The organism is Pseudomonas sp. B21-019 (genome assembly GCF_024749225.1).
Lineage (GTDB): Bacteria > Pseudomonadota > Gammaproteobacteria > Pseudomonadales > Pseudomonadaceae > Aquipseudomonas.
Genome location: NZ_CP087193.1, coordinates 1,880,191 through 1,902,471, shown reverse-complemented (window position 1 = coordinate 1,902,471; position 22,281 = coordinate 1,880,191). Strand labels below are relative to the sequence as shown.

Below are 22,281 nucleotides of genomic sequence, written 5' to 3'. Positions count from 1 at the left end.
TGTAGGAGCTGCCGCAGGCTGCGATCTTTTGACTTTAAAGGCCCTCCAGCTCCGCCATCAGGTCATTCAACCGATCCACCTTCTCCTCGGTGATGTCGCTCACCGCCAACCCGTCGATGTACTCGGCCAACTCCGCCACCGTGCTGCACTCGAACATCGCCCTTAGCGGCACGTTGCGTTGCAGGGCTTTTTGTACCCGCGAGGCGATCTGCGTGGCCAACAGCGAATGCCCGCCCAGTTCGAAGAAATTGTCACGCACACCGACCTTCTCGACCTTCAACACCTCGGCCCAGATATCCGCCAGGGTCTGCTCCAGCTCATTTCCCGGCGCCTGATAGTCCTGGCTCTGCAACTGGCCGATCTCCAGTGCCGGCAAGGCCTTGCGATCGAGTTTGCCGTTGGCGTTGAGCGGCAGCTTGTCGAGCCACAACCAGTGCAGCGGCACCATGTATTCCGGCAACTCGGCACGCAGGCGCTGCTTGATCCGCTCCAGTCGTTCGTTCGGATTGAGCGCCGAATCCGCTGCCACCAAATAGCCGACCAGATGCTTGCCGTTGACGCCCTCCTGCACCCCGACCGCCGCATCGCGGACTTCCGGCTGTTCATGCAGACGCGCTTCGATTTCACCCAGTTCTATGCGGTAACCGCGAATCTTCACCTGATGGTCGATACGTCCGACGTATTCCAGCACACCGTCACTGCGACGTCGGGCCAGGTCACCCGTGCGATACAAACGATCGCCCGGTGCGCCGAACGGGTTCGGCACAAACACCTGCGCGGTGCGCAACGGATCGCTCACATAACCGCGCCCCACCCCGGTGCCGGCCACGCACAACTCACCCACCGCCCCCAACGGCACCAGCTCCAGCGCGCCATCGAGCAGGTACAAACGGTTGTTGTCGGTCGGCGTACCAATCGGCAGATAACTGCCACGCGTCGAGGCCATGTCGACCCGGAAGAACGCCACATCGTCCGAGCATTCCGCCGGGCCATAAGCGTTCACCAGCCCCATCTGCGGGTAACGCAGCAACCATTGATGCGCCAGTTCCGGCGGCATCGCTTCACCGGTCGGCAACATCCAGCGCAGGCCATCGAGGCTCATGCAGTCCTGGGCGAGCATGCCTTGAATCAGCGACGGCACGCTTTCCAGCACGCTAATGCCCTGGCTCTGGACGTGAGCCAGCAAGCCTTGCGGATCATGGGCGATGCTGTTCGGCACGATGTCCACCCGAGCGCCGAACAACGGCGCCGCGAGGAACTGCCAGACCGAAATGTCGAAGCTTTGCGAGGCAGTCTGGGCGATCACATCGGCGTCACTCAGTTTCAGGTACGGCACCTTGCTCAACTGGTTATTGAGCATGCCGCGCTGCTCGACCATCACGCCCTTCGGCAGGCCGGTGGAGCCTGAGGTGTAAATCACGTAGGCGAGGTTGTCCGGACCGCTGTAAATACCCGGATTGGCCACCGAAACATCACTCGCCTGCACGTCTTCCCAGACCAGCAATCGAGGCCGGTTGGCACATCCGAATTCCTCCAGCAACACAACGGCTTGGTCACGGCACGCCTGAGTGCAGACCAGCAACGGCGTGCGGCTCAGGTCGATGATCCGGCTCAGACGCTGACTTGGCAGACCAGGGTCCAGCGGCAGGTAACCGGCACCGGCCTTGAAGCTGCCGACGATCATGCCCAGCAGATCGAGATTACGCTCGGCGAGCAGCGCCACCGGTTGATCGAGGCCGACGCCTGCAGCGATCAAGGCATGGCCGAGACGGTTGCTGCGCTGGTTCAGCTCAACATAGCTGTGTTGCTGATCGAGGCAACTGGCGGCGATCCGCTGCGGATGCCGGGCAACCTGCGCTTCGAACAATGAGACATAGCTCTGCTCCAGCGGATAGTCGTGTTCGCTCTGATTGCAGCCGTGGATCAGGAAGTCCTGTTCCTCTGCGCCCAACAGCGGCAGATCAGCCATGTCACCATGGAATCCTTCGACCAGCGCCAGCAACAGGCGCTTGAACTCACCGAGCATGCGCTCGACCGTGGATTCGTCGAAATAACGCTGGTCGTAGGAGAGGTGCAAACCCAGGTCATCCCCCGGATAGCAGACCGCCGTCAACGGAAAGTTGGTGTGGGTGCGGCCCGAATCCGAAGTGGCGTTGAGGCTCTGCGCACGGTCCAGCACCGAGACTTCCACCGGGGCGTTTTCGAACACGAACAGGCTGTCGAACAGCGGCTGGCCCTTCGGCAGTTCGCTGTTTTCCTGGATGCTCACCAGCGGCAGGTATTCGTACTCACGCAGTTGCATATTGCTGTCGAGCAGACCGCTGAGCCACTGACGAACGCTGCAACGCTGATCGTCCTCGGGCATTTTCACCCGCAGGGCGATGCTGTTGATGAACAGGCCGACCGTGCGTTGCATCTCTGGCATCTCCACCGGACGCCCGGCCACCGTGACACCGAACAGCACATCGCGATCGCCACTCAGGCGGCGCAATACCAACGCCCACGCCGCTTGGGCAAAGGTGTTGATAGTCAGCTGATGGGCCTGGGCCAGTTCGCGCAGTTGCGCGCCATCCCGGGCATCGAGCCTTGTGTAGCGGTCGCCGACGATCATGCCGCCGCTGTCGCCGGCATGTTCACGCAGGAACGGCCGGTCGCTCGGAATCGGCGTGGTGCGCTCGAAACCTTGCAGGTTCCGCCGCCACCACTGCCGCGCTTCAGCCAGGCTCTGGCGTTGCAGCCAGCCGATGTAATCGCGATAACGCGGCGGCATGGCCAGTTGCGCTTCGCGGCCTTCGCCGAGGGCGGTGTAGATTTCAAAGAAGTCGTTCATCAGCAGCGAACGGCACCAGGCATCGATGAGGATGTGGTGGTTGCTCATCATGAACCAGTAGCGAGCCGCGCCCACGCGGATCAAGCGCAGGTGGAACGGCGCCTGATTGAGCAGATCGAACCCGGCCTCGCGCTCGCTTTTCAGCAGCGCCTGCAGCTTCGGCTCTTGCTCGGCTTCGGCCACCGCGCTCCAGTCCAGATACTCGATCGGCGTGCTGCCCGGTTTATGGATCACTTGCAGCATGTCTTCGCCGACGTTCCAGCAGAACGACGCGCGCAGGGCTTCGTGACGGGCGATCACCGCTTGCCAGGCGTGGGCGAAGCGCTCGGGGTCGAGCTCGCTGTTGATGCGGTAGCGGTCCTGCATGTAATAGAGGCCGGTGCCCGGTTCGAGCAAGGTGTGCAGCAGCATGCCTTCCTGCATCGGGGTCAGCGGGTAGACGTCTTCGATCATCGCCGCCGGGACTGGCAGTGCGTCGAGTTGCGGCTGAGTCAGTCCGGCCAACGGGAAGTCCGACGGTGTCAGGCCGCCCGCGTTGTCGCTCAGGCAGTGCTGGATCAGGCTGTGCAATTCGCCCAGATACGCCTGCGCCAGGTCGGTAATGGTTTGCCGGTCGTGGCGTTCGGCGCTGAAAGTCCAGCGCAGCACCAGTTCACCGCCGTACACCTGACTGTCGACGCTCAGTTCGTTGGGCAGCGGCGCATACGGATCATGGGCAGCGCCGACCGGCTCATCGAGCGGACGGAACAGTGCATCGCTGCCGAAGCTCTGGTCGAACTGGCCAAGGTAGTTGAAGGTGATCGGCGCCACCGGCAGCGCGGCCATGGTCTGCCGGCACAGGCCATCGGCCAGGTAACGCAGCACGCCATACCCCAGACCTTTATGCGGCACCGCGCGCAGTTGCTCCTTGATTGCCTTGATCGACGCCCCCGGCTCATCCGCCGGTGTGAGGCGCAGCGGATACGCGCTGGTGAACCAGCCGACGGTGCGGGTCAGGTCGATCTCGTCGAACAGGGTTTCGCGGCCGTGACCTTCGAGTTGAACCAACGCTGACTCATGACCGCTCCAGCGGCACAACACACGGGCCAACGCAGTCAGCAGCAAGTCGTTGACCTGGGTGCGATAGGCCGTCGGTGCCTGTTGCAACAGTTGACGGGTCCGCTCGCTGTCGAGGCGCACGCTGACGGTTTGCGCGTGACGATTCTGCTGCCCGCCCTGAGGCCGATCACACGGCAACTCAGCGCTTGGGCCGGCCAGTTGCGACTGCCACCAGAGCAATTCTTCCCGCAAGGATTCGCTGCCGGCGTAAGCCTGCAATCGTGCGGCCCAGTCCCTGAAGGCACTGGTTTTCGCCGGCAGTTTTACTGACTGCTCTGCGTCCAGTTGACGATAAACCGTTTGCAGATCGTCCAGCAGCACCCGCCACGACACCCCATCCACCACCAAGTGGTGAATGGCAATGAACAGCCGTTGTTGTCCCTCGGGATCATCGACCAGCAGCGCCCGCAGCAGCGGCCCTTGCTCAAGGTCGAGGCTGCGCTGGGCCTCGGCGAACAGCGCCGCACATGTGTCCAGGCTCGGCACTTGCACCTGCCACAGTACGGCGGCGTCGCAAACCGCCTGATGCTCGGCCTGCCAACGGCCAGCGACCTTGGTGAAACGCAAACGCAAGGCGTCGTGCTGTTCGATCACCGCCAGCAGCGCTTGCTCCAGGCGATGCGGCTCCAGCGCCACGGTCGGCTCCAGCAGCAACGCCTGGTTCCAGTGTTGACGCTGCGGGATTTCAGTGTCGAAGAACCAGTGCTGAATCGGCGTCAAACGCGATTCCCCCGTGAGCAAACCTTGCTCGGCGGTGACCTGCTCGGTGCGGGTCGCCACCGCAGCCAGCGTCTGCACGGTCTGGTGCTGGAACAGGTCGCGCGGGCTGAAGTGAATGCCCTGCTGCCGCGCACGGCTGACCACCTGGATCGACAGAATTGAATCGCCGCCCAGTTCGAAGAAGTTGTCGTTGAGGCCAACCTGCTGCACGTTGAGCACTTCGCACCAGATGCCGGCCAGGGCCAGCTCAAGTTCGTTGCTCGGCGCCACATATTGCTGACGATTCAACTCCGGGTCCGGTGCCGGCAGTGCGCGACGGTCGAGTTTGCCGTTGGCGGTCAATGGCATGCTCGCCAGCAGGATCAGGTGCGTGGGCACCATGTAGTCCGGCAGCTGAGCCTTCAAGTAAGCCTTGAGGGCGTCGCGCAATTCGGTTTGTTGCGCTTCGTCCTGCTCGGCCACGTCAGTGACCAGATAACCCACCAGTTGTTTGCCGCTCGGTGCATCGAGCGCCAGCACGACCGCCTCACGGATCGATTCATGTTCCAGCAGACGGGTTTCGATCTCGCCCAGTTCGATGCGGAAACCACGGATCTTCACTTGATGGTCGATCCGGCCGAGATACTCCACCAGACCATCGGCGCGCTGACGGACAAGGTCGCCGGTGCGGTACAAGCGTCCGCCGTTCGCGGCAAAAGGATCAGCGACAAACCGTTCGGCGGTCATGCCCGGACGTTGGTGATAACCCTGCGCCAGACCGGCACCGCCAACATACAACTCCCCCGTCGCACCTTGCGGCACCAACGCCAGATCGGCGTCGAGAATGTACGCCACACGCGCGCCAATTACGCTGCCGATCGGCACGCTGCCCAGCCCTTCTTCCAATTGCTCGGGCGCCAGGCTGGCGAGCGGCATGACCACGGTTTCGGTCGGGCCGTACGCGTTGAAAAACAGGCTCGGCTTGAACGCCGCGCGAATCCGCTGCAAGTGTTCGCCAGTCAGGGCTTCGCCACCGGTGATGCACATGCGCACCGGCAGGGTTTCGCCCTGGGTCGCCAGCCATTGCGCCAACTGGCTGCCGTAGCTTGGGGTGAAGCCGAGGATGTTGATGTTGTGGCGACGAATCAGCCCGCAGATTTCCTGCGCATCCCACTGGCCTTGGGCGCGAAGGACCACCTGCGCACCGCTCAACAGCGGCACCAGCAGACGCTCGGTCGCGGCATCGAAGTTGATCGAATAGAAGTGCAACTCGCAATCATCGGGGCGCATGCCGAAACGCTCGATCACCGCGCGGCAATGCATGGCGATTTCACCGTGGGACACCACCACGCCTTTCGGTTTGCCGGTGGAGCCCGATGTGTAAATCAGATAGGCCTGATGTTGCGGCAAGCTGATGAACGGCAGCTCGCTGGCCGGGTAATTGGCCAGGTCCGCGGCATCGTCTTCCAGGCACCAGCGACCGACGCTGGCCGGCAATTCACCGAGCGCCGTGAACATCGCCGCATCGCTGAGCAGCAGACCGATGCCGCTGTCTTCGATCATGTAGTGCAGGCGATCCAGCGGGTATTCCGGGTCCAGCGGCACATAGGCGCCGCCCGCCTTGAGGATCGCCAGCAAGCCGACGACCATCTCCAGCGAACGTTCCAACGCCAAGCCGACCCGCACCTGCGGCCCAACACCGCGCTCACGGAGCATCCAGGCTAGACGATTGGCGCGGCTGTCGAGCTCGGCGTAGCTCAGGGTTTGCCCGGCGAACGTCAGGGCCGGCGCATCCTTGCGCACCAATGCCTGTTCGGCGAACAGCTGATGAATGCATTGATCGAGGCGATGTTCACCCGGCTCGATGCCGAGGCTGTCGAGCAGGTTTTGCTGTTCAGTGGCGTCGAGCAACGGTAGCTCACTCAAGCGTTGTTGCGGGTCGGCCAGCAACGCTTCCAGCAGATTGCGCCAGTGCCCGGCCATGCGCGCAATGCGCGGCTCATCGAACAGATCGGTGCTGTAAGTCAGGCAGCAACCGAGGCGATGGTCGAGGTCGGTGACTTCCAGGTTGAGGTCGAACTTGGTCGCTCGCGCATCGTTGGCCAGGTACTCGACGGTCATACCAGACAGGGTGCGGCTCTGCTGGAATTCCCAGCGCTGCACGTTGCACATCACCTGGAACAGCGGGTTGTACGCGGCGCTGCGCGGTGGCTGCAAGGCTTCGACCAAGTGATCGAACGGTAGGTCCTGATGGGACTGGCCTTCGATCACCGTGTGGCGAACCTGCTCGAACAACTCGCCGACGGACATCTGCCCGTCGAGCTGGCAACGCAGCACTTGGGTGTTGAGGAACGCGCCGATCAGCCCTTCGCTTTCCGGGCGGATGCGGTTGGCCACCGGCGCACCGATGCGCAGGTCGGTCTGGCCGCTGTAGCGGTAAAGCAGCACGGCCAGGGCGGCGGTCATGGTCATGAACAGGGTCAGACCGTTGTCTGCGTTGAAGGCACGAACCCGTGCGGCGAGGTCATCGCTGAGGTCGAAGCGGAACAGTTCGCCCTGATGACTTTGCACCGGCGGACGCGGACGATCGGCCGGCAATTCCAGCAGCGGATGTTCGCGGCCCAGTTGCGCGGTCCAGTAATCGAGCTGGCGCTGACGTTCGCCGGATTCCAGCCACTGACGCTGCCACACGCTGTAATCCAGGTACTGCACCGGCAAGGGTTGCAGCGGTGATTCGCGGTCATCGACGAATGCTTCATAGAGCGCGCTGAGTTCCCGGGCGAAGATGTCCATCGCCCAGCCTTCGGTGACGATGTGGTGCAGGGTCAGCACCAGGTAATGTTCCTGCTCGGCGGTCTTGACCAGGCAGGCGCGCAGCAACGGTCCGGTTTCCAGATCAAAAGGTTTATGCGCCTCGCTGTCGGCCAGTTGCTGGACACGCTGCTCACGGGTATCGACCGCCAGCGCGGAGAAATCCTTCCAGTCCATGCGCAGACCGGTGTCCGGATGCACCTGCTGCCGGGCCACGCCGTCGATGCTCGGGAACGTCGTGCGCAGGGTTTCGTGACGCATGATCAGCGCTTGCAACGCCGCCTCGAAACGCCCGACATCCAGCACGCCGCGCAACCGCGCCATGCCGCCGACGTTGTAGGCTGGGCTGTCCGGTTCCATCTGCCAGAGGAACCACATGCGTTGCTGGGAATAGGACAACGGCACCGGTTGGCGGCGGTCGACCTTCTCGATCGGTGGCTGCTGGTTGGTTCTGCCGCTGACCTGGATCAAGCGAACCTGTTCGGCAAACGCGCCCAGTTCACTGGCCTCGAACAGCGCCCGCAGCGGCAACTCGACGTCGCAGGCCTGACGGGTACGGGAGATGATTTGCGTGGCCAGCAAGGAATGACCGCCAAGGGCGAAGAAGTCGTCGCGCAGACCGATCTGCGCTTGGCCCAGCACTTCGCGCCAGATGCCGGCGATTTGTTGCTCAAGCGCCGTGACCGGTTCAACGTGTTCGCGGACTTGCCACTGCGGTTCCGGCAAGGCGCGGCGATCGAGTTTGCCGCTCGGGCTCAGGGGCATTTGGTCCAGACGCATCAGTTGCGCCGGGACCATGTATTCCGGCAACTCGGCGGCCAGCGCGGCTTTCAGGCGTAGGCTTTGAGCGTCGACATCTTCAGTGGAATCAGTGGCGGTGTAGTAACCGATCAACTGCCCGCCGGCCGATGTTTCACGCACCAGCACCACCGCTTGGGCGACGCCGGATTGTGCCAACAGCCGCGCTTCGATCTCTTGCGGCTCGACACGAAAACCACGCAGTTTGACCTGTTGATCGAGGCGACCGAGGTATTCGATCACGCCGTCGGTGGTCCAGCGCGCACGGTCGCCGGTGCGGTACAGACGCGCGCCCTGCTCGCCCAGTGGATCGACCACGAAACGTTCGGCGGTCAGCCCCGGACGGCCCAGATAACCTCGGGCCAAACCGATACCGCTGATGCACAGTTCACCCGGCACGCCGGCCGGAACCGGGTTGAGGTCACTGTCGAACACCCGGCACAGCACGTTGCCCAATGGCCGGCCAATCGGCGAGCGCTCGCCATCAGCCGTTGTGCAATGCCAGTGGGTGACGTTGATCGCGGTTTCGGTCGGGCCATAACGGTTGTGCAGTTGCACCGCCGGCAATTGCGCCAGCACGCGATTGCGCAGTTCGGCGGGCAAGGTTTCGCCGCCGGAGAATACTCGGCGCAGGCTGGTGCATTTGGCGGTCAGCGGTTCATCTATGAACAGCGAAAGCAGCGGCGGCACAAAGTGCAGCGTGGTCACGCCATACTGCTGAACCAGTTGTGCGATGCGGTGCGGATCACGATGTTCACCGGGGCCGGCGATCAGCAAGCGGCACCCGGTGATCAACGGCCAGAAACACTCCCACACCGACACGTCGAAGCTGATCGGCGCTTTTTGCATCAGCACGTCGGTTTCATTCAGGCGATAGGTGTTCTGCATCCATTGCAGCCGTTCAGCGAGCGCCGCGTGAGTGTTGCCAACGCCCTTGGGCTGGCCGGTGGAACCGGAGGTATAAATCACGTAGGCCAGGTTGTCGCCGTGCAGGTGCAGACCCGGCGCATGGCTTGGCCAGTTCTCCAGGTGCAGGGCGTCCATGGCGATCACGCAGACGCCATCAGTGGCCGGCAAGCGGTCGAGCAATTCGGTTTGGGTCAGCAACAACTCGACGCCACTGTCGCGGAGCATGTAGGCCAGGCGCTCGGCCGGGTAATCCGGGTCCAGCGGCACATAAGCGCCGCCGGCCTTGATGATCGCCAGCAAACCGATCAGCAACTGCGGCGAACGTTCGGCGGCGATCGCCACGCACACGTCCGGGCCGACGCCTTTGTCGCGCAGGTAATGCGCCAGGCGGTTGGCCTGGGTGTGCAGTTCGGCGAAGTCCAGGCTGCCGCCGTCCCACAGCAACGCGGTGCGCTCCGGGGTCTGGCGCACTTGTTCGTTGAGCAGTTCCGGCAACCACTGCTGTGCCGGGTTGCAGGGGGCAACGCTCCAGTCATTTTGCTGAGTGTGTTCGGCGGTAGTCAGTAGTTGCAGGTCACCGATCGCTTGTTGCGGACGTTCGCAGATGGCTCGCAGCAAATTGCTGAAATGCTCGGCCAGACGCTCGATGGTCGGCGCGTCAAACAGTTCGCTGGCGTAGTCGAACGACAGGCTCAAACGTCCGTTGCGGTCTTCCTCACTGTGCAGTTGCAAGTCGAACTTGGCTTCGCGGCTGTGCCACGGCAGCTCTTCGGCGAGCAGCCCCGGCAGACGACGCAGAGCGCTGAGATCCCGTTGCTGATGGTTGAACATGACCTGGAACAGACCTTGTTCGCGGGCCTGCGGGAAAGCTTCGAGCAGTTGTTCGAACGGCAGGTCCTGATGCGCTTGCGCACCCAAAGCGGCTTGACGGGTTTGCGCCAGCAACTCCACGAATGGCTGTCGCGAATCCACTTCGGCACGCAGCACCTGGGTGTTGATGAAGAAGCCGATCAGCCCTTGGGTTTCCAGGCGTGGACGGTTGGCATTCGGCACGCCGATGCGGATGTCGCGCTGGCCGCTGTAGCGATGCAACAGGCTCTGGAAGGCAGCGAGCAACAGCATGAACGGTGTCGACTCATGGGCCTGGGCGGTCTGGCGAATGGCGTTGCTCAGGCTCGCATCCAAACACAGCGTGTGACGTTCGGCGCAGTGCGTGTGTTGCGCCGAACGTGGGTGGTCGGTGGCCAGACTCAGGGTCGGATGTTCATCACCCAACTGCTCTTTCCAGTAAGCGAGTTGCCGTTCGCCCTCCCCTTGCGCCAGCCACTGGCGCTGCCAACTGCCGTAGTCGGCATATTGCGTCACCAAGGCTGGAAGGCTGACGGTCTGGCCTTGAGAGGCTGCCGCATACAGGCGCGAGAATTCGTCGATCACCACGTTCAGCGACCAGCCGTCGGCGATGATGTGGTGCATCGTCACCAGCAGTTGATGATCCTCATCATCGAGGCGCACCAGGGTCACCCACAGCAGCGGACCGTTCTCCAGGTCGAACCGGGTGCGGGCTTCGTCCTCGCGGATTTGTTGCGCGCGGGCTTCTCGCTCAGCGGCTGGCACGTCGCTAATGTCGATCACTTGAAGATTGAATTCAGCGGCAGCATCGACCCGTTGCAGGGCCACACCGTCGCGCTCGAAAAACCGTGTGCGCAGGGATTCGTGACGTTCGATCAGTTGCTGGAAACTGGCGCGCAAGGCGTCTTCGTCCAGTTCGCCGCGCAGGCGCAGGGCGCCGGGAATGTTGTAGGCGCTGCTCTGCGGGTCGAGCTGCCAGGTGATCCACAAACGGTTTTGCGCCAGGGATTGCGGCATGGCTTCACTGCGCGACAGCTGAGTGATTGCGCCTTGGGCGAGGCCGCCATCCTGTTGTTGCCGGGCGACTGCGGCGGCGAATGCGCCGAGGGTTGGCGCTTCGAACAACAGACGCAGATTCAGCTCCAGACCCAACGTTTCACGCAGGCGTGCAACCACTTGAGTGGCGGCGATGGAGTTGCCGCCGAGCAGGAAGAAATGGTCATCGGCGTTGACTTGCTTGACCTGCAACTGCTCGCACCAGATCTGGCCGATCAGGGTTTGCAGTTCGGAACCCGACTCGGTGCTGCCTTCACTTTCGTTCGCTGCCGACGGGAAAACCGCATAGCTGTCGAGGCTGCCATCGGCCAGGCGATTGCGGCAGGCCGAGCGTTGCAACTTGCCACTGGAGGTCTTGGGCAGCGCCCCCGGATTGAGTAACAGCACCACGCTCGGCGTTTCCTGATACGCCTCGGCCACTGCCTGGCGGATCGCTTTGATCAACGCCTCGGGTGGCAGGATTTTCTGCACGCTGCGGCTGATTTCCGCGGCAATGCCGATGCCTTCCTGCCCCTCGAGGTTGACCGCGAACGCGGCCACGCGACCTTTGCGCACCACCTCCACTTCGCGCTCGATGGTCTGCTCGATGTCCTGCGGATAGAGGTTGTGACCACGAACGATCAGCATGTCTTTCAGGCGCCCGGTGATGAACAGTTCACCGTCACGCAAAAAGCCCAGGTCGCCGGTGCGCAGCCAAGTGCGGCCCGCATGCTGGACGAAGGTCTTGGCCGTGGCCTCGGGGTTGCGCCAGTAGCCATGGGCGATGCTCGGCCCGGCGGCCCAGACTTCACCGACTGCGTTGTCGGCGAGTTCTTCAAGCGATACCGAATCGACAATCAGCACCGCATGATCCGGCTGGCTAATACCGCAACTCATGATCGGACTACCATCGCCCGGTTCGGCGCGGTTTTGCGCCAAGGCCTGATCGTCCACGCGCAACGCCGGAATACCCTGACCGCGCGGAGTGCCGGCAACGAACAGTGTCGCCTCCGCGAGGCCGTAAGAAGCCATGAAACTGTCCGACGTAAAACCACAGGCCGAGAACTTCTCGGCGAAGCGTTCCAGGGTGTCGAGGCGAATCGGTTCAGAACCGGAATACGCCACGCGCCAGCCGCTCAAATCAAGACGTTCCAGAGCCGATTCGCTGACGCGCTCGCTGCACAGTCGATAGGCGAAGTCCGGCCCGCCGCTGATGGTGCCGCCGTATTCGCTGATCGCTTCCAGCCAGCGCAACGGGCGGCCGAGGAAGTACGCCGGCGACATCAACACGCACGGCACGCCACTGAAAATCGGTTGCAGCAGGCCGCCGATCAGGCCCATGTCGTGATACAGCGGCAGCCAGCTGACGATCACGTCGTCAGGATTGAGATCGATGCCAAAGCCGTGACGAATCAATAGTTCGTTGGCCACCAGGTTGCCGTGGCTGACTTGCACACCTTTAGGCAACGCGGTGGAGCCGGAGGTGTATTGCAGGAAAGCGATGTGCGCGCCTTGCAGGTCCGGCGCAACCCAGCGTTCGGCCAGGGCGTTGTCGAGGGTGTCGACACACAGCAGCGGCGGCGCCCCGTTGATTTGCAGCAAGGCGTCACGCTGGTCGGCGCTGGTCAATAGCAGGCGCGGCTCGGCATCGCTAATGATCGACAGCAGGCGTTCCTGATGATGACGACGGGTCGACTCCGGCGGATAGGCCGGCACCGCAATCACCCCGGCGTACAGGCAGCCAAAGAACGCCGCAACGTAATCCGGGCCGCTGGGAAACAGCAGCACCGCGCGATCGCCGAACGACGCCTGGGCCTGCAACGCGCCGGCAATGGTTCGCGCCCGTTGGTCCAGCTCACGATAACTGAGCACCACAGCCTGATCCTGGGTTTCGGCAAGAAAACGCAAGGCCACCCGGTCCGGCGTCAGGGCCGCGCGGCGCTGGAGGGCTTGGACCAGTGTGCTGGGGAGTTCGAACGCGTCGGTCATGAGGTTTCCTGCCTGAATTCGGCTTGCAAGTGGAATCGGTTTTCGTACGTCACGCCCGTTCACGGGCATGCAGGACGCGGTCTTCGCCGACCGCGCAAGGCATTGGGAATGCTGTTCTGGCCGGGGGCTTGCGCCCGTAACCAGTCACCAATGAGAACGGATGAGGTCTTGAAATAATTAGTCGCCGGGCTTGAGCGCCGGCAGGCTTGCAGCCAGTGGGTGAGTCAGCGTGTCGCCGTTCTCACTGCGCACCCTCACGGAGCATTAATTCTCTTTCTCAATTGACAATCATTATCATTCAACATAATTTGTCGCTCGATATGTAGGACGGCTCCGACCCCCTTGTCGTCCCACAACCCTATTTGCAGCAAGGTGATTTCCAATGACGGAACAAGTATCCACAAGCAGGTGCGATTCACCGCTACTTCAGGCCTTCGTCGACAACCGACTGATTCTGGTCAAGATTGCCGCCCGTATTACCGGCTGCCGATCCCGCGCCGAAGACGTGGTGCAGGATGCGTTCTTCCGGTTGCAATCAGCGCCGCAGATCACCTCGTCCATCAAGGCGCAGCTCAGTTACCTGTTCCAGATCGTGCGCAACCTGGCGATCGATCACTACCGCAAGCAGGCGCTGGAGCAGAAGTATTCGGGCCCGGAAGAAGAAGGCCTGAACGTGGTGATCCAGGGCGCTTCGCCGGAAACCTCGCATATGAATTTCTCGACCCTGGAAAACATTGCCGATGCACTGACAGAGCTGCCCAGCCGCACCCGTTACGCCTTCGAGATGTACCGCCTGCACGGCGTGCCGCAAAAAGACATCGCCAAGGAACTTGGCGTCTCGCCCACCTTGGTGAACTTCATGATTCGTGATGCGCTGGTGCATTGCCGCAAAGTGTCGGGCAATCGTGCGGATAGCTTCGCTCGTCGTTAAGACGGCGTCTTGTCGATAAAAAAGATCGCAGCCTTCGGCAGCTCCTACATTGACCGTGTTTGCCGCGATATTTGCGGATGAACACGCACCCGTAGGAGCTGCCGAAGGCTGCGATCTTTTTTTCAGGCCAACGAACACCGATCAAAAAAACGCTCACGCCCCAGCATCATCAACGCCGCGCGCTTATGCGGGAAGTCGAACTCTTTTTCGCAGTGAAAACACTGATTGTGCAGATGCCCGATCATCTTCGCATTGTCGGCGCGAGGTTCGGCGACCACCCGTTGAGTGCGCGGATCATCGAGGAACAGGTAATGCACCAGCGCCGATAACCAGCTCGCCACCTTGTGCGGGCCACGGTGATCTTCCTCACCCACCAGCATGTGAATGCCACGGTCGTAATCGGCGGCGTCATAGAACGGCGCAATGCGATCTTCCTTGGCCCAGTAGGCTTCAAAGTAGGCAAACGGCTGATCATCGAAGCAACCGATCAGCGTCAAGGTGTGCGGGTCGGCTTCAAGCTTGCTCAGGTATTCCCGATGCTGCTCGAGGCTACCCTCCTCCTGCCAGAAACTCGCGACCCGTGGACTGTTCTGCCAGCGGTTGAAACGCGCTAGGTCATGCTCGATTTCTACCGTACGCAGTGAGACCCACGCACCGAGCCGCGCATCGAAGCGCCGATAGACCTCACCACGGGGTTTCACCGCTCGCAGGGGATGGCGCTTGCCGCCACTGACGACCATCTGCTGTGGATAACTGCCGGTCAACGACTCGCCCAGCCAAGGCTGAGGCAATTGCCAGAACAGCGTGCGTTCACAGCGATACTGACCGTTGACGTCGGTGGCGGTCAGCAACCCACTGAGCAAGGCTTCGGTAGGCGCTTCATCGAGGTGCCAGGTCAGACGCTGACACTCTGCATCACGGGCAAACAGCCAATAACAGGCCGCCCAAAATGCTTGACCGTCAGGACGGCCGAAACGCTCCTCCAACCGCAGATTCAGCTCGGGCTCGCGGGTCAGCCGCAGTTCGATCAGCGGCTGCCCTTCCAGGCTGAGGCTCAGGCGACTTGCGGTTTCATCGGCTACAAGACGGTTGCCTGACGGCAAGGCCAGGGCGGTCAGGTCATTCAGATTGGACATGGATCGGGCTCACGGTAATCGTCGACAGTTAACTGAGGTGACGTGAGCCGGGCATGGAAATTTAACGAAAAACACCGCGAACCTTAATCAGCATTCGCGGTGGCATGCACAGCCTGGATCAGTTCCAGGCCATTGACGTTACGCAGGTGCTAGATCGACCTGACCCAGATTTCGCGGAAGGCATAGTCATTGCCGTTTCCGGTGGCGACATGGTTAACGATCTGCAACTCCATCTGTGATGCACTCGCGGTAAACGTGCCTTTGAGCGGCACCCAGGCCATTGATGGAATTTCCGTCGCGGGGGCAATGACTTGCGCTCCGCTGTTGAGTGACAGCACTGGAACTGAATATTTGTCATTCCACCTGCGCACGGTCAGCCCGAACTCATAGGATCGACCCACTTCCAGCCCCTGAAAGGTCTTTTTCAGCACTATCCCAGCAGAGTTGTTGGTGTAGGTGTTGTCGAATAATACGTAGATATTCCCGTCTCTCGTGATGGTGAGATCCCGTGGATCAGCCGCAGCCTCCCCCCTCATCCAGCCATTCCAGTTATTGGTACCGTCTTTTTCCGAGAAGGTCGTTGTATTGTCAAAAGGCGCCTGAACCTCAAGACACAATGTCGGGAACAGCACCGGACTAGCACAACTGCCTCCATCCAGTGCCGCCTGAAAAACAAACGCGAGATGGCTCCCGTCTTTCAGATTTTGCAAAGACGCCCAGGCAATATTGCGACGCCAGCCCTCTTGGAACTCTTGTTGCGTGACGGGCTCGGCGTCGGCCACTCGCAGCATCACTGGCGAGCCGTCGGCTTGTTGACCGCAGACATGCAGCGTTGTCTTTTGATTGACCACCATGAACGGCCAACGCGCCACCTCGACCGTGACACCGGCCGAATCATCAGGTTTTTTCAGAGTGAGTACATGGTTGACGGCTTGTGGCACTACAGGAGAGGGTACACAGGAGAGAGAAACCGACGAAGGGTTTGTCATGACAGAAATCCTTTCTGAATGAGCGCCAACCCCTCCATGGGGTCGGACACAGGAAAGGAGCTAAGACCACGTTAAGCAAAGCGTCTACTGTCAATTCGAACATTCGAACAGCAGAACACAAATACTGGATGAATGGTCGTCCGCCCCCCCCTGCCCCCCGGAAACTCTATCTGTCAGTGCTTGCCCACCGGCACCAGGGCAATTTTGTAGGGATCGAAAATCTTCAGCATCTGGCCGTTGTTTCGCAGGCCTTGCAGCAATTTGCCGAAGGCTTCGCCCGTAATCGGCGCCTCTGGACGAATCAGCGCGTAATGGTGATAGACCTGATCGATGCGTTGCGACACCAGCAACTGCTCGCCAACTTTTGCGTTGCGCAGCAGGTAATCGCTCAGATAGGAGCGTGTCACCAGGGCAATGTCCGCTCGCCCGCGCAGCACCATCAGCAGGTTGCTGTCGTGGGAATAGGTCAGCGTGGCGTTGTAGGTGTCGGCCAAAAATTTGGGATCGGCATTGAAATTGGCAAACTCGTAGTGATAGCCGCTGTACAGCGCCAGGCGCTTGCCCGTCAGGTCCTTGAAGTAACTCTCATCGCGACCGGGTTGCTTCTGCGCGACAAAGATTTCTGCATCTTCCAGGTCCATGTCAACGAGGGTATGCGGGATGTCCTTCCAGCCCCAGTCCGGGTTCTCGAAAATCGCCATATCGACCCGGCCTTCCTTGAAGTCATTGAAACGCCGGGGAATCGAGGTGGGCACCAGCACAAACTGATAATCGGTTTGCAGCTGATTCAACGCTTCCACCAGTTGCGGCAGCAGACCGGTGTCGGCACCGGACTCCGGGCGCACGGTATAGGGGGGAAAATGGGCGGCCCCGACCCGCACCTGTTGCGCGGCCTGAGATGGCAACACCCAGCACACTACAAGCGCCGCCAGCAAAAGCCGCGACGCAATTCGAATTGGCGAAGACATCAAAACAGCACACTCCCCAAAAAAATTTTCATCAATGCATACAAACTAGGCGGTTTCGTCAACTTAGCCAGTTTCTTGCCGAGATAGACGGCTCTTACCGTTCTTCAAGCACCAAAATCAGCGCTTCATCGGCCAATTGATCGAGGTTCATACTGCCATCGGCGCGAAACCAGGTGGTGGTCCAGGAGAGCGCGCCCGTCAGGAAGCGGCGGGTGATGAACACGTCGCCACGGATAAAACCGGCGTCCTTGGCTTCTCCCAGCACCTGCAACCAGATGGCTTCATAAATATCGCGCAGCGCCAGAACCTGCGCCTGGCCTTCCTCAGACAGCGAACGCCACTCATACACCAGCACCGCCATGGCCTCGCCACTGCCGCCCATGATCGACTGCAATTCGCAGCGAATCAGCGCCAGCACCCGCTCGCGCACGCTGCCGGCCTCGGCCAGCGCTGCGCGCATCAACGCGGTGTTGTAGCGAATGGTCTCCTCCATCACTGCTCGCAGGATCTCGTCCTTGCTTTTGAAGTGATGAAAAATGCTGCCTGACTGAATGCCCACCGCACCGGCCAGATCGCGCACGGTGGTGCGTTCATAACCTTTGTTGCGAAACAGGTGAGCGGCCACCTGCAGCAGTTTGCCGCGGGCGCTGTCGGGATCGGTCAATTGGCCGCTGTCGACCAATTCGCGCATCACCCTCAGGGCTTTTTGCTCGTCCACCCGTTCTCTCCTACAGTCGATCAATCAAATGCGCCGCTGCCCGTTAAAACAGCAGGGTTGCGCGGGCAATTTAAGCTGGCGGGGGCGACCAAGCAAGCGCTCGGGAAGAAGATAATCAAGGCGTTTACAAACCAAGCGCTTGCTTGGTAGTCTCGAAGCACTTCTGTCGCAGGTGGCTATGGAGTTGACTGTGCCTAAAACAATTCGCATCGGTTGTGCCAGTGCATTCTGGGGCGACACCTCGACCGCCGCCGCGCAACTGGTGGAGGGCGGGCGACTGGACTATTTGGTGTTCGATTATCTGGCCGAAATAACAATGTCGATCATGGCCGGGGCGCGGATGAAAGATCCCGCCACCGGCTACGCCAGCGACTTCATCGAAGTCCTCAGCCCCCTCCTCGAGCAGCTCGCGAAACAACAGATCCGGGTGATCAGCAACGCCGGCGGGGTTAATCCACAGGCCTGCGCCGCTGCCCTGCAAGCCGCCTGCGACAAGGCCGGGGTGGCGCTGAAAATCGCCGTGCTGTCGGGTGACGACCTGCAACCGCAGTTCAAACACCTGAGCAACCTGGGTATCCATGAGATGTTCAGTGGCGCGCCCCTGCCGCCGATGTGCGTGTCGACCAATGCCTACCTCGGCGCACCGGGTATCGTCGAAGCCCTGCGCCTGGGCGCCGACATTGTGATTACCGGGCGCGTGGTCGACAGCGCCGTGGTCAGCGCCGCGCTGGTGCATGAGTTCGGCTGGTCGTGGCACGACTACGACAAACTCGCCCAAGCCGCATTGGCCGGGCATCTGATCGAATGCGGCGCCCAGTGCACCGGAGGCAATTTCACCGATTGGCATGACGTGCCCGATTACGAACACATCGGCTTTCCGATCGTCGAAGTCGGTGCCGACAGCCAGTTCATCGTCAGCAAATCCGACGGCTCCGGCGGCCTGGTCACACCGCTGACGGTTGGCGAGCAGATGCTCTATGAGATCGGCGACCCACAGGCCTATTTGCTGCCCGATGTAGTGTGCGATTTCAGCCAGGTCAAACTCGTGCAACAAGGCAAAAACGCGGTTCAGGTGCATGGCGCGAAAGGCTTGCCGCCGACCGCTCAGTACAAGGTCAGCGCAACGTACCCGGACGGTTTCCGCTGCACCGCCAGTTGCCTGATCGCCGGGATCGATGCCGTGGCCAAGGCCCGACGGGTCAGCCAGGCGATCATCAACAAGACCTCGGAAATGTTTAGCCAGCGCGGCTGGGCGCCCTACAGCGAAGTGAACATCGAACTGCTGGGCAGCGAAGCCACTTACGGCCCCCACGGCCAGCGCCAGGACAGCCGCGAAGTGGTGATCAAACTCGCCGTGCGCCATCCGGGCAAACAGGCCTTGATTCTGTTCTCCCGGGAAATCGCTCAGGCTGCCACCGCCATGACGCCTGGGCTGACGGGAATCGTCGGCGGGCGGCCGACGGTGTATCCGTTAATCCGGCTGTTTTCGTTCCTGATCGACAAAACCGCCTGCACCTTGGAGATCGACCTTGCCGGCGAGCGCCATCCGTGTGCCCTGCCCGCCCTCGATGCGCTCGACCCAGCTGACTTGCCGCTGCCGTTCGACCCACCCAAAACCACAGAGCGTGCCGACGCCAGCGTGGCCTTGATCAAACTCGCCGTGGCGCGCTCCGGCGATAAGGGTAACCACAGCAACATCGGCGTCATGGCCCGCCACCCCGACTACCTGCCGTGGATCGCCGAAGCACTGACACCCGAGGTGATGGTCGACTGGATGAGCCATGTCCTCGACCCGATCCACGGACGCGTCGAACGCTGGTATTTACCCGGCACTCAGAGCTTTAATTTTCTTCTGGAAAACGCACTCGGCGGCGGTGGCGTGGCCAGCCTGCGGATCGATCCGCAGGGCAAGGCGTTCGCCCAACAACTGTTGGAAATCCAGATTCCGGTGCCCCAGCGCATCGCCGATCAGTTCAACTAGAGGACTGTCGCCATGGCTTACGACTCGATTTTCAAACCCGACCTGTTCGCCGGCCAAACCATCATTGTCACCGGTGGCGGCAGCGGCATCGGTCGTTGCACCGCCCATGAGCTCGCGGCCCTCGGCGCGCAGGTGCTGCTGGTGGGGCGCAATGCCGACAAATTGAAAAAGGTCAGCGCCGAAATCACCGAAGACGGCGGTAAAGCCAGTTGGCAGGTCTGCGATATCCGCAACGAAGACGCCGTCACGCAACTGGTCAGCGAGCTGATCCGCGAACACGGGCCGATTCATGGGTTGGTCAACAATGCCGGCGGGCAGTACCCGTCGCCGCTGGCGTCGATCAATCAGAAAGGTTTCGAAACCATCCTGCGCACCAACCTGGTGGGTGGTTTTCTGATGGCCCGGGAGGTGTTCAATCAGTCCATGAGCAAGCACGGCGGCGCCATCGTCAACATGCTCGCCGACATGTGGGGCGGCATGCCCGGCATGGGCCATTCGGGCGCGGCGCGCTCGGGCATGGACAACTTTACCAAGACCGCCGCGTTCGAATGGGGCTACGCCGGCGTGCGGGTCAACGCCGTCGCGCCGGGCTGGGTCGCGTCCAGCGGCATGGACACCTACGAAGGCGCGTTCCGCGCGGTGATTCCGACGCTGTGCGAACACGTGCCGCTCAAGCGCATCGGCACCGAATCGGAAATCAGCGCGGCGATTGTGTTCCTGCTCAGCCCGGCAGCGGCGTTTGTCAGCGGCAGCACGTTGCGCATCGACGGTGCCGCCAGCCTCGGCGGGCGAGCCTGGCCAATGCACAAGGCGCAGAACAGTCACTCGTACAACGGTTTTCACCGCGCCTATTTACCTGAAGTACTCAGGCCGGACGCCTCCAAACCAGACGAACCGAAGGACAAGGAATAACCATGCCGGTCATCCAGTCCCAGATAGACCCGTTCAGCGAACCGTTCGCCCGCAACCGTGCGGCCATGCTGGCCGGCATTGAGCAGGTCCGCCAGCTCGAACAGAACCTGTTGAGTAAAGCCGCTGAAGCCAAACCGCGGTTCGACAAGCGCGGGCAATTGCTGCCCCGGGAGCGGCTGAACCTGCTGCTTGATCCCGGCGCGCCGTTCCTCGAACTGGCGAGCCTGGCCGGCTACAAGCTGCACGACGACAAGGACGGCAGCGCGGCCGGCGGCGGTTTGATCGCCGGGATCGGTTACGTATCCGGCGTGCGGGTGCTGGTGGTGGCGAACAACAGCGCGATCAAGGGCGGCACCATTTCCCCCAGCGGCCTGAAAAAGTCCCTGCGCCTGCAACAGATCGCCATGGAAAACAAACTGCCGGTGATCACCCTCGCCGAGAGCGGTGGCGCCAACCTCAATTATGCGGCGGAGATTTTCGTCGAAGGCGCGCGCAGCTTTGCCAATCAGGCGCGGATGTCAGCGATGGGCTTGCCGCAGATCACCGTGGTCCACGGCTCGGCCACGGCGGGCGGTGCTTACCAGCCAGGGTTGTCGGATTACGTGGTGGTGGTGCGCGGCAAGGCCAAGCTGTTTCTCGCCGGGCCGCCGTTGCTCAAAGCCGCCACCGGTGAAGTCGCCACCGACGAAGAACTGGGCGGCGCCGAGATGCACGCGCAAACCGCCGGCACCGCCGAATACCTGGCCGAGAACGATGCCGATGGCGTGCGCCAGGTGCGCGAGATTGTCAGTCTGTTGCCGTGGAACGATCAGTTGCCGTGGTTACCGGAACGTCGGTGGGAAGAGCCGCTCTACCCCATCGACGAACTGCTGGGGCTGATTCCGGATGACCCGAAAAAACCTTACGACGTGCGTGAAATCATCGCGCGGATTGCCGACGCGTCGAACTTCCTTGAATTCAAAAGCGAGTTCGATCAGCAGACGGTGTGCGGGCATTTGCAGATCCAGGGTCGAGCCTGCGGTTTCATCGGCAACAACGGCCCGATCACGCCCAAAGGCGCGAGCAAGGCCGCTCAATTCATTCAACTCTGCGACCAGAGCCAGACGCCGCTGCTGTTTTTCCACAACACCACCGGCTTCATGGTCGGCACCGAATCGGAACAGCAAGGCGTGATCAAGCACGGCGCGAAAATGATTCAAGCGGTGGCCAATGCCCGGGTGCCTAAACTGACAATCGTCGTCGGCGGTTCCTACGGTGCCGGCAATTACGCGATGTGCGGCCGCGGTCTCGACCCACGCTTCATCTTCGCCTGGCCCAACAGCCGCACCGCGGTGATGGGCGGCGCCCAGGCCGGCAAAGTGCTGCGGATCGTCACCGAAGCCAAACAGCTCAAGGACGGGTTGGTACCCGACCCGAAAATGCTCGACATGCTGGAACAGGTCACCGCACAGAAACTCGACAGCCAGTCCACCGCGCTGTATGGCAGCGCCAACCTGTGGGACGACGGGCTGATCGATCCACGGGATACCCGCACGTTGCTTGGATACTTGCTGGACATCTGCCATGAGGCCGAGGTTCGGGCGCTGCAACCCAACAGCTTTGGTGTAGCCCGCTTCTAAGGGCGATCA

At 61.6% G+C, this 22,281-nt stretch carries 9 protein-coding genes; 4 read left to right on the top strand and 5 right to left on the bottom strand.

Annotated features, from left to right (window positions below; genetic code table 11):
• Positions 1–34 precede the first annotated feature (34 nt).
• The gene (locus tag LOY36_RS08505) at positions 35–13,018 is read right to left on the bottom strand and encodes a non-ribosomal peptide synthetase (protein ID WP_258672917.1); all 12,984 of its coding nucleotides are present in this window, start codon (positions 13,016–13,018) and stop codon (positions 35–37) included.
• 382 nt (positions 13,019–13,400) lie between these two features.
• Here LOY36_RS08505 and LOY36_RS08500 point away from each other — a divergent pair, with 382 nt between their 5' ends.
• Positions 13,401–13,949, top strand: a complete 549-nt coding sequence (locus tag LOY36_RS08500; protein ID WP_258672916.1) for an RNA polymerase factor sigma-70 — start codon at positions 13,401–13,403, stop codon at positions 13,947–13,949.
• Between the two features lie 122 nt (positions 13,950–14,071).
• Here LOY36_RS08500 and LOY36_RS08495 read toward each other — a convergent pair whose 3' ends face one another.
• The 4 genes from LOY36_RS08495 to LOY36_RS08480 form a co-directional block, all read right to left on the bottom strand.
• Entirely contained in the window at positions 14,072–15,085 is a 1,014-nt protein-coding gene (locus LOY36_RS08495) for a GNAT family N-acetyltransferase (protein ID WP_258672915.1), read from the bottom strand.
• Between the two features lie 149 nt (positions 15,086–15,234).
• Entirely contained in the window at positions 15,235–16,074 is an 840-nt protein-coding gene (locus tag LOY36_RS08490) for a sugar-binding protein (RefSeq protein WP_258672914.1), read from the bottom strand.
• A 173-nt stretch (positions 16,075–16,247) separates the two neighbouring features.
• Positions 16,248–17,042, bottom strand: coding sequence for an ABC transporter substrate-binding protein (locus LOY36_RS08485; RefSeq protein WP_258672912.1), 795 nt, complete (start codon positions 17,040–17,042; stop codon positions 16,248–16,250).
• 94 nt (positions 17,043–17,136) lie between these two features.
• Positions 17,137–17,760: a TetR/AcrR family transcriptional regulator gene (locus LOY36_RS08480; protein ID WP_138867054.1), complete on the bottom strand. Its 624-nt coding sequence runs from the start codon at positions 17,758–17,760 to the stop codon at positions 17,137–17,139.
• Between the two features lie 190 nt (positions 17,761–17,950).
• Here LOY36_RS08480 and LOY36_RS08475 point away from each other — a divergent pair, with 190 nt between their 5' ends.
• From LOY36_RS08475 to atuC, 3 genes are read left to right on the top strand one after another with little or no spacing between them, the layout of a single operon-like run.
• Positions 17,951–19,741 carry an acyclic terpene utilization AtuA family protein gene (locus tag LOY36_RS08475; RefSeq protein WP_258672911.1) on the top strand — a complete coding sequence of 597 codons (1,791 nt, stop codon included), beginning with the start codon at positions 17,951–17,953 and terminating at the stop codon, positions 19,739–19,741.
• 12 nt (positions 19,742–19,753) lie between these two features.
• Positions 19,754–20,653, top strand: a complete 900-nt coding sequence (locus LOY36_RS08470) for an SDR family oxidoreductase (RefSeq protein WP_138867052.1) — start codon at positions 19,754–19,756, stop codon at positions 20,651–20,653.
• A gap of 2 nt (positions 20,654–20,655) precedes the next feature.
• Positions 20,656–22,272, top strand: coding sequence for a geranyl-CoA carboxylase subunit beta (gene atuC / locus LOY36_RS08465; protein WP_258672910.1), 1,617 nt, complete (start codon positions 20,656–20,658; stop codon positions 22,270–22,272).
• The last annotated feature ends 9 nt before the right edge of the window (positions 22,273–22,281 follow it).

Excerpts from the sequence above, each read along its gene's own strand:
- LOY36_RS08505 (WP_258672917.1), bottom strand. The coding sequence starts at position 13,018 with ATGACCGACGCGTTCGAACTCCCCAGCACACTGGTCCAAGCCCTCCAG.
- LOY36_RS08500 (WP_258672916.1), top strand. The coding sequence starts at position 13,401 with ATGACGGAACAAGTATCCACAAGCAGGTGCGATTCACCGCTACTTCAG.
- LOY36_RS08495 (WP_258672915.1), bottom strand. The coding sequence starts at position 15,085 with ATGTCCAATCTGAATGACCTGACCGCCCTGGCCTTGCCGTCAGGCAAC.
- LOY36_RS08490 (WP_258672914.1), bottom strand. The coding sequence starts at position 16,074 with ATGACAAACCCTTCGTCGGTTTCTCTCTCCTGTGTACCCTCTCCTGTA.
- LOY36_RS08485 (WP_258672912.1), bottom strand. The coding sequence starts at position 17,042 with ATGTCTTCGCCAATTCGAATTGCGTCGCGGCTTTTGCTGGCGGCGCTT.
- LOY36_RS08470 (WP_138867052.1), top strand. The coding sequence starts at position 19,754 with ATGGCTTACGACTCGATTTTCAAACCCGACCTGTTCGCCGGCCAAACC.
- atuC (WP_258672910.1), top strand. The coding sequence starts at position 20,656 with ATGCCGGTCATCCAGTCCCAGATAGACCCGTTCAGCGAACCGTTCGCC.